Source organism: Guyparkeria sp. (assembly GCF_046540515.1).
Classification (GTDB): Bacteria; Pseudomonadota; Gammaproteobacteria; order Halothiobacillales; family Halothiobacillaceae; genus Guyparkeria.
The window spans coordinates 1-13,627 of sequence record NZ_JBKHFB010000048.1; the positions used below are offsets into that span (position 1 = coordinate 1).

General features: G+C 67.3%; 12 protein-coding genes. 6 read left to right on the forward strand and 6 right to left on the reverse strand.

What is annotated here, in order from left to right; genetic code table 11:
- A partial coding sequence (locus ACLFRM_RS06780; protein ID WP_410754980.1) for an arsenate reductase ArsC occupies window positions 1–403 on the reverse strand: 403 nt, incomplete at its 3' end.
- Window positions 404–519: 116 nt separating this feature from the next.
- Here ACLFRM_RS06780 and ACLFRM_RS06785 point away from each other — a divergent pair.
- Both ACLFRM_RS06785 and ACLFRM_RS06790 read left to right on the forward strand, forming a co-directional pair.
- Window positions 520–1,476, forward strand: a complete 957-nt coding sequence (locus ACLFRM_RS06785; protein WP_410754981.1) for a permease — start codon at window positions 520–522, stop codon at window positions 1,474–1,476.
- A gap of 10 nt (window positions 1,477–1,486) precedes the next feature.
- On the forward strand, window positions 1,487–1,732 hold the full coding sequence (locus tag ACLFRM_RS06790) for a thioredoxin family protein (protein ID WP_410754982.1): 246 nt from the start codon (window positions 1,487–1,489) through the stop codon (window positions 1,730–1,732).
- Between the two features lie 36 nt (window positions 1,733–1,768).
- On the opposite strand, the gene fhuB is transcribed toward ACLFRM_RS06790, so the two are convergent.
- From fhuB to fhuF, 4 genes are read right to left on the reverse strand one after another with little or no spacing between them, the layout of a single operon-like run.
- Complete coding sequence (fhuB, locus tag ACLFRM_RS06795; RefSeq protein WP_410754983.1) at window positions 1,769–3,775, reverse strand: Fe(3+)-hydroxamate ABC transporter permease FhuB; 2,007 nt, start codon at window positions 3,773–3,775, stop codon at window positions 1,769–1,771.
- Window positions 3,765–4,649 carry an iron-siderophore ABC transporter substrate-binding protein gene (locus ACLFRM_RS06800; protein ID WP_410754984.1) on the reverse strand — a complete coding sequence of 295 codons (885 nt, stop codon included), beginning with the start codon at window positions 4,647–4,649 and terminating at the stop codon, window positions 3,765–3,767. Before ACLFRM_RS06800 ends, fhuB begins: the two co-directional genes overlap by 11 nt.
- A gap of 6 nt (window positions 4,650–4,655) precedes the next feature.
- Window positions 4,656–5,423, reverse strand: coding sequence for an ABC transporter ATP-binding protein (locus tag ACLFRM_RS06805; RefSeq protein ID WP_410754985.1), 768 nt, complete (start codon window positions 5,421–5,423; stop codon window positions 4,656–4,658).
- Window positions 5,423–6,217 (reverse strand): siderophore-iron reductase FhuF, encoded by a 795-nt coding sequence (gene fhuF / locus ACLFRM_RS06810; protein WP_410754986.1) that lies wholly within the window; start codon window positions 6,215–6,217, stop codon window positions 5,423–5,425. The genes ACLFRM_RS06805 and fhuF overlap by 1 nt, the downstream gene beginning before the upstream one ends.
- 282 nt (window positions 6,218–6,499) lie before the next feature.
- Here fhuF and ACLFRM_RS06815 point away from each other — a divergent pair, with 282 nt between their 5' ends.
- Together ACLFRM_RS06815 and ACLFRM_RS06820 are read left to right on the forward strand one after the other, a co-directional pair.
- Complete coding sequence (locus ACLFRM_RS06815; protein ID WP_410754987.1) at window positions 6,500–7,921, forward strand: AsmA family protein; 1,422 nt, start codon at window positions 6,500–6,502, stop codon at window positions 7,919–7,921.
- A 47-nt stretch (window positions 7,922–7,968) separates the two neighbouring features.
- Window positions 7,969–8,457 carry a Mut7-C RNAse domain-containing protein gene (locus ACLFRM_RS06820; protein WP_410754988.1) on the forward strand — a complete coding sequence of 163 codons (489 nt, stop codon included), beginning with the start codon at window positions 7,969–7,971 and terminating at the stop codon, window positions 8,455–8,457.
- A gap of 57 nt (window positions 8,458–8,514) precedes the next feature.
- Here ACLFRM_RS06820 and amt read toward each other — a convergent pair whose 3' ends face one another.
- Window positions 8,515–11,916: an ammonium transporter gene (gene amt / locus ACLFRM_RS06825; protein ID WP_410754989.1), complete on the reverse strand. Its 3,402-nt coding sequence runs from the start codon at window positions 11,914–11,916 to the stop codon at window positions 8,515–8,517.
- A gap of 347 nt (window positions 11,917–12,263) precedes the next feature.
- Here amt and ACLFRM_RS06830 point away from each other — a divergent pair, with 347 nt between their 5' ends.
- A complete protein-coding gene (locus ACLFRM_RS06830; protein ID WP_410754990.1) occupies window positions 12,264–13,163 on the forward strand; it encodes an alpha/beta hydrolase in 900 nt (299 codons plus the stop codon).
- 30 nt (window positions 13,164–13,193) lie between these two features.
- The coding region (locus ACLFRM_RS06835) for a homocysteine S-methyltransferase family protein (RefSeq protein WP_410754991.1) at window positions 13,194–13,627 on the forward strand (434 nt) is incomplete at its 3' end.

Genomic DNA, 13,627 nt, shown 5'->3' on the forward strand with positions numbered 1-13,627 from the left:
GCTCGATCGCGTCGCGAATGTCTCGCAAGCCCTGCAGGCCGGCCGCGTCGCTCGCCGCGAGCTGTGAGGGATCGTCAAATGGCCAGTGCAGCACCTGCCGGACGCCCGGAAAGACCGGACAATCGCGTTCGGCGGCACGCTCGCAGACGTAGATCACCTTTTCGTACAACCGACCCTGCCGGAAGAAGTCGAACAGGTTGTCCGAGGTGGCATCGCTCAGATCGTAGCCGATCTCCCGCATCACCTGGATCACGCCCGGATGGACGGGACGCGGTTCGCAGCCGGCGCTCTCGGCGATGAACTGGTCGCCACCGAGGCGGTTGACCATGGCTTCGGCCATCTGGCTGCGACCACTGTTGTGAATGCAGACGAAAAGAATGCGGCGACGAGCGGTTTGATTCACGGCGTGCCTCGAATCGGGCTGGTGTGGATGCAGTCGTTTGGCTACCATATGCACTTAACCGCATATTTATGACAACACCATGACGCACCGCCCCACCATCACGGCGAACCGCACCGATGTTTGACTGGTTGGCCACGCAACTGGTCTTCGGCCTGCTCGACGCCCCCGAGGATGCCCGCTGGGCCAACGCCCTGCACTTCTTCGTCATGGACACGGCGCTGATCTTCACCCTGCTGGTAGTGGTGATCTACGCGATGGGCTGGCTGCGGGCCCTGATGAGCCCCGAGCGGGTGCGTGCCTACGTGCGCGGCAAGCCGCCCTGGCTGGCACGCACCCTGGCCATCGCGCTGGGCGGGCTCACGCCGTTCTGCTCCTGCTCGTCGGTGCCGCTGTTCATCGGCTTCGTCGAGGCCGGCGTCCCGCTGGGCGTGACCTTCTCGTTCCTGATCGCCAGCCCCATGATCAACGAGATCGCGGTGGTGTTGCTGGCCGGCATTCTGGGCTGGGAACTGGCCCTGATGTACGTCGTGGCCGGCGTGCTGGTCGCGTGGTTCGGCGGCGTGATCATGCAGGCGTTCCGGCCCGAGCGCTGGGTTGAGGACTACGTCTGGAAGATCCAGATGGGCGAGATGCAGCCCCGGACCGCCGCCAGGGGCTGGCGCCAACGCCACGCCTTCGCCTGGTTCGAGGTCAAGGAGATCGTCGGCCGGATCTGGAAGTGGGTGGTGATCGGAATCGCCGTCGGCGCCGTTTTCCACGGCTTCGTGCCCGGCGAGTGGGTCACCGAGCATCTCGGCCAGGCCGGCAACTGGCTGGCGGTGCCCGCCGCCGTGGCACTGGGCATCCCGCTCTACGCCAACGCCACCGGCATCATCCCGGTGGCCGAGGCGATGCTGGGCAAGGGCGCGGCGATCGGCACCACGCTGGCCTTCATGATGAGTGTCGCCGCCTTGTCGCTGCCCGAAATCCTGATCCTGCGAAAGGTCATCCGCTGGCCTGCCCTGGCCCTGTTCGTCGCCGTACTGGCGGTGGGCTTCGTGCTGGTGGGCTGGGCCTTCAATGCCGTTACCTGAGGTATCGAGAATGAAAGTGCAAGTACTGGGCAGCTGCTGCAGCCGTTGTGAGCAGACCCTGGCCCTGATCCGCGAGGTCGCCGAACAGCAGGGCAAGGTCATCGAACTGAGCAAGGTCGAGGATGTGGCCGAGATCCTGTCGATGGGCGTGATGTCCACCCCGGGCGTGGTCATCGACGGCGAGGTGGTGCACAGCGGCTCGATGCCCGACCGCAGCACCGTGGCCGATTGGCTCGATCGGGCCGACACGACCTGATCCGCCGATCGGGCATGGGTGCTCGGGCAGGTCGGCCTAGAAGCGTCGCAGCGCCCAGAGGAAGTAGGTCCCGCCGATCAGCGACGCCACCAGGCCGGCGGGGATCTCGTGGGGGAACAGGATCTGCCGCCCAACCCAGTCGGCCAGCACCATCAGCCCCATGCCGATCAGTGCCGCGCCCAGCAGGTGATCGCGAGCGCGGGACAGACCCAGCAGGCGCGCCATGTGCGGGGCGAGCAGCCCGATGAACGAGAGCGGCCCGATCACCAGCGTGGCGGCGGCCGTCATCACCGCGGCGAGCACCAGCACCGCCAGTCGCCCGCCGGTCACCGGCACCCCCACCGCCCGGCTGATCGCGGCACCCAGCGGGAAGTACTCCAGCCAGCGGGAAAAGAGCAGAGCGACGCCGAGGGCGATACCGGCGAGTGCCACTACCAGCAGTGCCTGATCCAGACCGACGTAATAGGTCGATCCCGACAGCCAGGCCACGATCTGCTGGCCACGCGGGTCGCTGCCGGCCAGCACCAGCGCACGGACCGCCTCGGCCAGCGCCATGATCGCCACCCCGGTGAGTAGCAGCCGCTCGGGCAGGTAACCGCTGCGCCGGTTGAGCAGGATCAGCACCGTCAGCGCCGCGATTGCACCACCGACCCCCAGCGAGGCAAGCATCACCGTGCTCGCGGACGGCAACAGGACGATGCCGAGCAGCAGGAAGATCGACACCCCGCCGCTGATACCCAGCACCTCGGGGCTCGCCATGGGGTTGCCACTCAGGCGTTGCAGCAAGGTGCCGGCCACGGCAAGCAACAGGCCCGCACCGGCCGCCGCCAGCAGCCGTGGCAGGCGCCATTCCCAGACCGCAAGCGACCCGCTGAACCATGACCAGCCGTCGGCAAGGTACCCGCTGAACATCGACAGGCCCACGATCGCCGGCCCGGCCAGAGCGAGGATCGCGAGCCTCCGGGTGGGCCGCGCCGCCTGCGGCCAGCCGGATTCCATGGCCTCCGGCGGCGTTCGGCTGGCCAGTCGCAGGCGTGGGATCAGCCAGAGCAGCAGAGGTGCGCCCAGGGCCGCGGTCATCGCCCCGGTCGGGATCGTGGTGGGCAGCCAGGCGAGCCCGGCGGCGAGGTGCTGCAGCGCAAGATCGGTGAGCGCCAGCAGCAACGCCCCGATGAGCATCGACCAACCCACCCGTGACCCCAGCCGGTGCGCGCCCAGAAGGCGGGCGATATTCGGCGCGGCCAGCCCGATGAAACCGATCAGCCCCACGACGCTGACGACCACCGCGGTGAGAAATACCGCCACGCCGAGGGCCGCCAGGCGCAGGAAAGCGAGATTCACGCCCAGCGCGCGACCGCTGGCGTCATCCAATTCCAGCAGCCGCAACGGCCGCAACAGCAGCCAGGCGACGAGCACCGCCAGCGCCAGCCGGGGCCAGAGGAAGGCCGCGTCGTGCCAGCCATCCTGGGCGAGCGATCCCGCCCCCCAGATCAAGAGCCCCTGCAGGGTCTCCTGGTTGAACAGCAGCAGCGTCATGGCCAACGCGCCAAGATAGAGGTTGACCACCAGCCCGGCGAGCACGACCACCAACGGCGACAGCGCCCGGCGCCAGGACAACAGGAACACCAGCCCCATCGCCAGCCCGCCGCCGGCCAGCGCGACCCACTCGGCGCCCCACCCCATCAGTGCCGGGGCGAACAGCGTCGCAGCCATCAGCGCAAGATTCGCACCACCGGCCACCCCCAGCGTGGTCGGCGAGGCAAGCGGGTTTCGCAATACCTGCTGCATCAGCACGCCCGCCAGCGCCAGGCCGGCACCGGCGATCAGGGCGGTGACCAGACGCGGCCACCAGCCCAGCGCCAGCACCCAGTCGCCCGGCGATGCCGACTCGTCACCCAGATCCGGCCACCAGCTCGATAGCGCAAAGCCGCCGGTCTGCTGCTGCAACTGCCAGACGGCCAGGCCCACCAGCAGCACGAGCATCCCCGCACTCACGCCCAGCGGCGAGGCGGCGAGCGGAGGCCGACGCGTGTCACTGCGCATCCAGTGCCTCCAGCAGTTGCCCGGCAAAGCGACGGGCCGAGGGCAGACCGCCGAAGCTCCAGACCGGCTCGATCTCGAGGGCCGCGTGCCCCGAACCGACCGTCAGCCGCTGCCAGAACGCGCTCTCCGCCAAGGCCCGTTCGACGCCCACCGGGTAGGGCCTGACCACCACGATCCGCCCGTCGAGCTCGGCGAGCTCCTCGAGCCCCACCAGGGAAAAGCCCCAGCGATTGGTCTCGCCCGTCCAGCCGTTCTCTATACCCAGCCGTTCCATCACCGCGTCGTAGAGGCCGTTCTTGCCGAAGACCCGCACATGGCGCTCGTCCATGAACTGGATCACGATCAGCGCCGGTGGCTCCTCGGGCAGGCGGGTGGCCAGTTCGGCCAGGCGGTCTTCGGTCGATTCGATCAGTGCCTCGGCCCGCTCGCGGCGCCCGGCGTACTCGCCCAGCTCGCGGGTCACCCGTCGCAGCGCCGGCCAGGTATCGACATCCGGCCCGTAAAGTTCGAACACGTCGACCGGTGCGATGCTCGACAGGCGCCCGGAGAGGTTGGCGAACATGGGCGTGAGCGCGATCCGGTCCGGGGCGATCGCGGCCAGTTGCTCGAGATTGGGCTGCGCACGCAGGCCCAGGTCGCGCACCGTTGACGGCACGACCGGCTCGGCAACCCATGAGTCGTAGCCGTCGAGCTGCGCCAGGCCCACCAGCCGGGCATCGATGCCGATCAGTGTCTCGGCCACCGTCCAGTCGAGGGTCGCGATGCGCGGGGCCGTGTCGGCAGCCCGGACGGGCAACGCGGCCACCAGCAGCGAGATGAACCACGCGGCCAGCGCCCAGCGCCGCCATCGGCGACCGGTGAGTAAGGACCGCATCACGGCTCAGTCGACGATGGCGACGGGACGTGAATGCCCCGGCGGGGTGAGCACCTGCATCGACACGCCGTAGATGCTGCGAAGCGTGGCCGAATCCATCAACTGCTCGGGCGCCCCACGCACCAGCAGGCGCCCGCCGTGCATCGCGACCAGCTGATCGCAGAACCGGGCGGCCATGTTGATGTCGTGCAGGACGATCACCACGCTCAGCCCCAATTCGTGCGACAGGCGACGGATCAGCTCGAGCACCTCGACCTGGTGGGCGATATCTAGCGCCGAGAGCGGCTCGTCGAGCAGCAGGAAATCGCTTTGCTGGGCCAGCAACATCGCCAGCCACACTCGCTGGCGCTCGCCGCCGGAAAGCGTGTCCACGGCGCGGTCGGCAAAGACCTCGGTGTCGGTCATGCGCAGGGCGGTCTCGACCCGGCGACGATCCTCGGCGGCAAAACGCCCCAGCAGCCCGTGCCAGGGATACCGGCCGAACCCCACCAGCTCGCGGGCCGTGAGATGACCGGTCGCCGGCGGGTGCTGCGGCAGGTAGGCGACACGACGGGCAAAGGCCCGTGCGCCCCAGTCGGCAACCGGGGAGCCCTCGAAGCGTACCGAGCCCGATGACGGCGCCTGCTGCCCCGCCAACAGCTTGAGCAGCGTCGACTTGCCGGAACCGTTGTGGCCAATCAATCCGACCACCTCGCCCCGCTCGAAGACGGTATCCACCGGGCCGAGCACCCGGGTGCCGCCGGCGACGAACGTGGCCGCACTCACCTCGAACATCAGCGGTCTTCCCGAGTCGGCTTGCCCGCCCGACAGGCCAGGGGGCAGTTCTCGCAGTAGTCGAGTTCATCCAGCCGATAGCGGATGCAGCAGACCCGACGCAACCGCTGCGGCGCCGTCGATCCCTCGGTCAGGCGATAGATCACCGGCCGATGCAACCGATTGCGCGTGCCGTCCAGGCGGGGTGTTTCGAGAAATTGCCGCGCCCGGGCGAGGCGATCGGCGCAGGTGGCGGGATGGTCGGCCAGCCGCGTGAGCACATGCTCGACGAGATTGCCTGCATTGCTCCAGAACACGTTGACCGAGGCGCCCGAGTGGCGGGCAAGCGCAACCACGGCATCGCCGAGCTCCTCGCAGACCAGCTGCGTCAACAACCGTTCGACGGGCAGACGCACCGTTGGCAAGACCGTCGACCCGAGCCACAGCCGCTCGGCGCGACCGTCTGGCGTGAATCGAACGCCCCAGTCGGCCGACTGGCGAACCAACGAGTGGCCGTCCAGGACCATGACGGCGATCGTCGGTGACAACCAGGCATGAAACAGCCACTTGGACCATTGCGAGGCGATCGCACGTCGATCGCCTCCCGGGTAGGACGTGGCGAAACGATCCAGGAGTTCATCGAGGGCCGAACCGTCCCGCAAGGCTGCACCCGAGACGCCACCCGCTCCGGCCTGGTTCACCGGCTGCGGTATCTCCGCCAGGGCGCCGGTGAACATCGGCTCGTCCCGTCGCGGGATGGGGGAATGGCCGCGCCGTCCGACACCAGCCGGCGGCTGCACCGAGATTGCCTGCATGTCGTTCTCCCATCCTTGCGGCCGTTCGATGGCGCGAGCGCCGTGATTCGATAGCCGGATCGTATCGGATCAACTATAGGGACGCAAACCATTCGCATTCCGGTTATTTATTAGACAGGGCATGACGCCCTCCCTCGGGACACAGCTAGGAGACGGGGCCCACGGGCACCGGCCCTCGGAAAACGGTGGAAACACGCTCGCCTGCCTACACTTGGACGAAAACCCGTAAAAAGGTGCCCGATGAACCCGATCACTCGACACCCGGTTCGTTCAATAGCCATCTTGCTCGCCGCAATCTGCGTGGGCCTGATCCTGCTGGCCATCGTTGCAACACTGTTCTGGCCCACCGGCGACCTGCGAGAACGGCTGACCACGCTGGCCAGCGAACAACTGGACATGCCGGTGCATGTCGATGGCGATGTCTCGTTGCGGTTCTGGCCTTCCCCCATCATTCGTGCGACCGAGGTGAGAGTCGGACCGGCACCCGAGTCCGGCGACGACCCCGTCGGCGAGCTCGATTCGATCAGCCTGTCGATGCGCTGGTGGCCATTGCTCGGCGGCGATGTGCAACCAAAAACGTTGCGCTTCGAGGCCCCGGTCGTGCGGCTGACGCCGGGCACGCTGGAGGCCCTCGCCTCCCGTGACCCGCCGGACGATACCGGGCGTGACGCTCCATTCGAGCCGCTGGATCTGCGTATCCGCGATGGCGAGATCCATTGGCGCGCGGCGGAAAGTGATCGAGAACTGTCCATCGACGGGCTTGACCTGAGTCTCGACGACCTGCAATGGGAACCGCCGTCGGACGACGGTCACCCGCTCTCGCGACTGTCCCTGACGCTGACAGCATCCGCCGAGACCGTACGTCTCAACGCCCTGCGCCTGACGGACATCACCCTGTCAGGGTCGGGGAAGGACGGCCGGTTCGCCACGGACGACTGGCAGATGACGTTTATCGACAGCCGCGGGGGCGGGTCGGCCCGCCTGGATGTCCGTGACTCGCCGGCAAATGCCATGCTCGACATCGCCTTCGACGCCATGGAGCTCGCCAAGCTGCCGGAGCAATGGGTGCCACCCGGCAGCATTGCCGGCGCGGCTGACCTGACGGCTTCCCTGGCAAGCGAAGGACCGCCAGACAAGTGGCTGCGCCACCTGAGCGGTGAGATAAGGATCAGCGGGCGCGACCTCCGTCTCCGTGGCGTGGACCTCGACGAGGAACTGGCCAGCTACCGGCGCACCCAGCGATTCAGCCTGGTGGACGCGGGCGCCGTCGTGTTCCTCGGTCCCGCCTGGCTGCTGGCCAGCAAGGGGTCGGACTTCGCGCGTCTGCTTGACGAATCGAAGGGCAAGGAAACCCCGATCGTCCATCTGGTTTCCGACTGGAAACTCGACGAGGGCACGGCACAGAGCCGTGACGTGGCCCTGTCGACCAGGCGCAATCGAATCGCGGCCCAGGCGTCGCTTGATATGCCGTCGCAACGGATCAATCGAGCCACCGTGGCCGTCTTGGACCGCAAGGGCTGCCCGGTCGTGACACAAGAAGTGCACGGGCGCTTCGATGCGCCCCAGGTCGAGGAACCCAACCTTATGGAGGAACTGCTGGGCGCCCCCCTAGGACTGCTCCAGCGAGGGATGGACGCCATTTCACGGGAAGACGAGAGCTGCGAGGTCTTCTACTCAGGCTCGGTCGCCGCCCCCTCCGAGTGAGACACCACCGGCAGACAACAGCCATCGAAGTAGACCCGTGACCGATCATGTCCGAGCCACGTTTCCTCTGCGATGAAATGCTGCAACGCCTGGGCCGCTGGCTGCGCGCCGCCGGCTTCGATACCGCCATCGCCACTTCCGGCAGCGACGACCGGGCACTGGTCGAACAGGCACGCGACGAATGCCGCTGGCTGATCACCCGTGATCGCCACCTCGCGCGGTTTCGCAACGGCGACGGGCGCGTCGTGCTGCTCGTCGCCAACGAGACCACCGAGCTTGCCGCCGAACTCAGCGCGCGCTTCGCCATCGACTGGCTACATCGTCCCTTCTCCCGCTGCCTGAACTGCAACACGCCCCTGCGTCCGGCCACGCCTGCGCAACTTGAATGCGTACCGGCGGAAGCGCGGGCGATCGAGAACCAGGGCTGGTACTGCCCGACCTGCGACAAGGTCCTCTGGCGGGGCAGCCACGTGCGCCGGATGCGCCATACGCTGGAGAATTTCGCCCGCGACACCTGGGAGATGGCGAGCGAGTGAAATGGGAGGGCCCGTTGCCCGGAAGTCCGCCGATGATGCACGCCACGCCAAAAGTGCTCAACGGGGCATGAACTTGACACAGTCGAGCTGTTCCAGCGGGCGTGGGCGATCGATGTGGTAGCCCTGCACGAAATCGACGCCGATCGCGGCCAGCCGTTCGACGCATTCGGCGTCCTCGACGAACTCGGCGATGGTCTGAAGATCCATGGTTCGCGCGATCGAGTGAATCGAGCGGACCATCGCCTCGTCGGTCGGGCTGCTGACGATCTCCCGGATGAAGACCCCGTCGATCTTCACGTAGTGGACAGGCAGGTTGCGCAGGTAGCCGAAAGACGACAGCCCGGAGCCGAAATCGTCAAGCGAGAAGCGGCAGCCGACGCGCGTGAGCGTATCGATGAAGTGCCGGGCCGCTTCGAGGTTGCCGATCGCGCTGGTCTCCGTGATCTCGAAACAGACCGCCTCGCCCGGCACCTGGTGATGCTCCAGCAGCACCTGGATCTCGTCGAGCAAGCCGGTTTCGCTCAGGCTCGCACCGGAGAGGTTGATCGAGCAGGCCATTGCCCGTACCGGATCGGATCGGCGCATGTCACCCATCCAGGCCAGGGTATTGCGCACCACCCACCGGTCGACTTCCGGCATCAACCCGTAACGCTCGGCCGCCGGGATGAAGGCGTTGGGTGGGATGAGTTGGTCCTCGTCATCGAGCAGCCGGACGAGGATCTCGTAGTGCAGGGCCGGCCCGGACGGACTGGAGGTAGGCACGATCGGCTGGTAGTAAAGGCGCAACCGGTCGGCATCCAGCGCAGAGCGGATGCGCGACACCCACTGCATCTGCCCCTGCCGCTCGGCGAGCTCGCGATCATCGGGCTCGAACACGTGCACCCGGTTGCGCCCGCGATCCTTGGCCGCGTAGCAGGCGGTGTCCGCCTGCCCCATCACCTCGGCCAGATCGCTGCACCCGGCATCGAGGACCACCAGCCCGATACTGGTGCCGACCGCAAAATAGCGCCCCTTCCACGGGAAACGGAAATGGTGCACCTGCTCGCGGATCTTGCCCGCCAGCTCGCGACCGACGTCCGGCGGACAATCGCGCAGGATCACGCCGAACTCGTCGCCACCGAGGCGGGCGAACACGTCGGAGGTGCGCAGGCAGTCGCCGATCACCCGGCTGATCTGGCGCAGCAACTCGTCTCCGGCCAGGTGGCCGCAGGTGTCGTTGACGATCTTGAACTGGTCGAGATCGATATAGCAAAGGACATGCTGCCGGCCGTCATCGCGAGCCTCGGCCAGCGCCTCGGCAAGCCTGGTCTCGAACTCGCGGCGGTTGGCCAGCCCGGTAAGCGCGTCGTGGGTGGCCTGGTGCGAAAGCTGGCGTTCCATGGCGCGTGCCTCGGTGACGTCGTGCAACACCACGATCCCGCCGACCATCTCGCCGCCGCGATCGACGATCGGCGCGGCGGTGTACTGCACCACGCGCGTCTCGCCGGTATCGTCGACCAGATTCCAGGTGGTCGTGCTGCTGACCACCTGGCGATCACGCAGCAAGGCGGGAATCAGTCCCTCGCAGCTTTGCCGGCCCGGAGGCTCTTCGAAACGGAGCAGCTCGCAAAGCAAGCGGCCCTGCGCCTCATCGACCGACCAGTGACTCAGGCGTTCGGCGTTGGCGTTGATGAAACGCACGCGCCCGGATTCGTCGGTGGCGATGACGGCATCGACGATCGACTCCAGCGTCACCTGGGCGAGCTCGCGTTCGCGATCCAGTTGATTCTGCACCTGCCGGCGCTCGGTCACGTCGCGCAGTATTGCGGTGTAGAACGCCTCGCCCGACTCGTCGCTGCGCGAGGCGCGCAATTCCAGGAAACGTTCCCGTGTCCCGATCCGGCCGATCAACTCCTCGGTTTTCCCGGAACTCAGACGCTCGTCGATGCCACGGGCGTTGCGTTCGCCGAGCAATGGACGGAACAGCTCCTCCAGCGGCCGGCCGCTCACGCCCGCCTCCTCGATGGCAAGCAGACTCTCGGCTCCCGGATTGAGGCTGATCACGCGGCCACTGGTATCGAAGGTGACAATGCCCTCGCTCATGTCACGGAACATGGTGCGGGTTCGGCTCACCGAACGCTCCAGCGCCTTGATCACCTCGTTATAGCGACGGGCGATCAGGCCGACTTCGGTGAACGGCTCGACCGGCACGGGCCTGGAGATATCGCCATCCGCGGCCTGACGTTCCATGGCCGTGAGCAGATCGATCAGGTCCGTTCGCTCACCGTGTTCACTGACATTGAGACCCACCTGCTCGTCCTCGGCGCTCACGCGCAGCGGCCGCCAGCGATCGATGCCCCGCAGGATCAACCAGGCCAGGATGAACGTGGTCGCGCCGATGGCGACAATGCCCAGCACCTGCACCCCGATCTGCTCGAGCCGACCCAGTCCCGTCCCCAGCCGGTCGAGCTTGCCGAACAGACCCACGGCCAGCGTGCCCCAGATACCGGCGGCCAGATGGACCGGCACCGCCGCGATGGCGTCATCCAGTCGGCGGCGGATCATCCACATGTCGACGACCAGCATCACGGCGGCACCGATCGCCCCGATCAGCACCGCCACGCCGGTGGAGACGGCATGTGCACCGGCCGTGATCGCCACCAACCCGGCCAGCAACCCGTTGAGGGGCAGCAGGAGATTGTCGACGTACCGCCCCTCGATACGCTGACCAAGCAGGTAGGCGGTCACCGCCCCGGCCGCGGCGGCCAGCAAGGTGTTCCCGATGATGGCAGGGACGCGCTCGGTCAGTCCCAGTTCGCTCCCGCCGTTGAAGCCGATCCAGCCGATCAGGAAGAACAGGCCGCCGAGCAGCGCGAACGGCAGATTGCTGGCCGGAACCCGTTGCACCCCCTCATCGGTGAACCGCCCGATCCGGGGACCGACCACCAGCACCGCGGCGAGCGCGACCCAACCGCCCACGCTGTGCACGACCGTCGAGCCGGCAAAGTCGACAAAGCCCATCGCGGCCAGCCAGCCGTCGCCGGCCGCGAAAACCCCGCCCCAGGCCCAGTGACCGGTCAACGGGTAAAGCAGCAGGACCACCACCAGGGTCACCAGGCCGTAACCCACATACGCCATCCGTTCGGAGACGGCACCGGAAACGATCGTCGCGGCCGTGGCGGCGAACATGGCCTGGAAGACGAAGAAGGCGGCCTCGCTTGCGGTCAGGTCGGACAGGTCCGGCAGCCAGCCGCCGGCGCCGATCAGGCCCGACAGGCTCGGCCCGAACATCAGGGCAAAACCCACCGACCAGAAGGCGAGCAGGGCCAGCATCAGGTCCGCGGCATTCTTCATCGCCACGTTGATCGCGTTCTTGCGTCTTGTCAGGCCGGTTTCCAGCGCGAGAAACCCGGCCTGCATCAGCAGGACCAACGTGGCACTGACCAGGACCCAGACAATATCGATATCGGTCAGCTGCATGCCGGTGCCTCGCCTCTGCCCCATTGTCGCGCAATGCGTCTGGCGCCCTGCATCACGATGGGGAGAGAAATCGTGAATCCCGGGGCCTCTCGATGCGAAAAGCCCCCTGCTCCCGGACAGTGCAAATTCGACACCAAGTGGGCCAGGGTGCGGCGGGACCCTCTGCACCTGCCCACAGACACGATCGATTCCTAAGCTAGACTCCCCGGCCACGAACGGTCCGCCCGGCAACGTGCCCCCAAGTCGGGCCGGCGTGCCGGTAGGGGAACCTTGATCCGGGGAGGAGCGACAGACTGGACGTGATCACGACAATCGCCATGGCCGCCGCGCTTGCCGCCCTGCTTTCCATGGGCCTGCTGGCGATATTCAACCGACATCTGCATCGCAGCCTGGCGGCGCCCCGGGAACCGTTGCGCGGCTCGCTGGCCGACCATGGCCTGACGGGGCGGACCATCCGCATCCCGACACGCCGAAGCCGACACCTGGCGGGGTGGTGGCTGCCGGGACACGGCGCTCGCGGGTCGGTCGTGATCGCACATGGCTGGGGCACGAACCGCGAAACGATGTTGCCGCTGGCACGGTCGCTACAAGCCGAAGGCTGGCATGTCCTGCTGTTCGACATGCGCAACCACGGCGAAAGCGACCCGGATGACTATTCGTCCATGCCACGGTTTGCCGAGGACATCGAGGCGAGCGTGGACTGGATACGCGCGCAGCCCGGGATCGGCGAGGCTCCCGTTGCGCTGCTGGGCCATTCGGTCGGCGGTGCCGCGGCACTGCTGGCCGCCTCGAGACGAGACGATATCGCCGCCGTGGTCAGCCTCTCCACCTTCGCCCATCCGGCGGACATGATGCGTCGGTGGCTCAGATGGAAGAAACTGCCGTTCTTTCCCGTCGGCTGGTACGTGCTGCGCTACGTCGAGCGGGTCATCGGTCATCGCTTCGACAGCATCGCGCCGATCCACACCCTGCCCCGCGCGCAGTGCCCCGTACTTCTGGTGCACGGGCGCGATGATCCGGTCATTCCGGTGGCGGATGCCGAGCGTCTCCATGCGCATCGCGGCGAGACCCCGACGACGCTGAGCCTCCTGCCCGGACAGCACGACCTCAGCGAACACCTCGAAACCCACTTGCCCGACCTGCACGGCTTTCTCGAACAGGCCGTTCATCTTCGTAGACGGCACGAATGCGAAATCGGCGGGCGTGCGATGATCGAGAATGACCCTGCCCGTCACGATGATACGTAGTCGCGATATCGACCAGAAAAGGCACCTCCGATGACGTACACCCCATTACGAAAAGACGAGATCCGGCTGCTCGACGGGGCGACCGGCACGGAGCTGGAAAAGCGCGGCGTGCCCATGAGCACGAACGCGTGGAGCGGCTCGGCCTCCCTCGATCAGCCCGAGATACTCGAACAGATCCACCGGGATTACATCGCCGCCGGCGCCGACATCGTCACGGCGAACACCTACGCCGCCTCGCGCGCCCTGCTTGAGCTCGATGGCCTGGGCGGCCAATTCGAGGCCATCAATCGGTCGGCGGTCCGGGCCGCGCAGCGGGCCAGGGACAGCTGCGCCCGCCCCGACGTGCTGATCGCCGGCTCCCTCTCCCACCGGGGGCCGATCGCCGCGGGCTCCGCCCGGCCTGACAGCGGCGCCATCGGGCTCGACACGATGGCCGAGGCACTCCGCGAGCAGGCGCAGCTGCT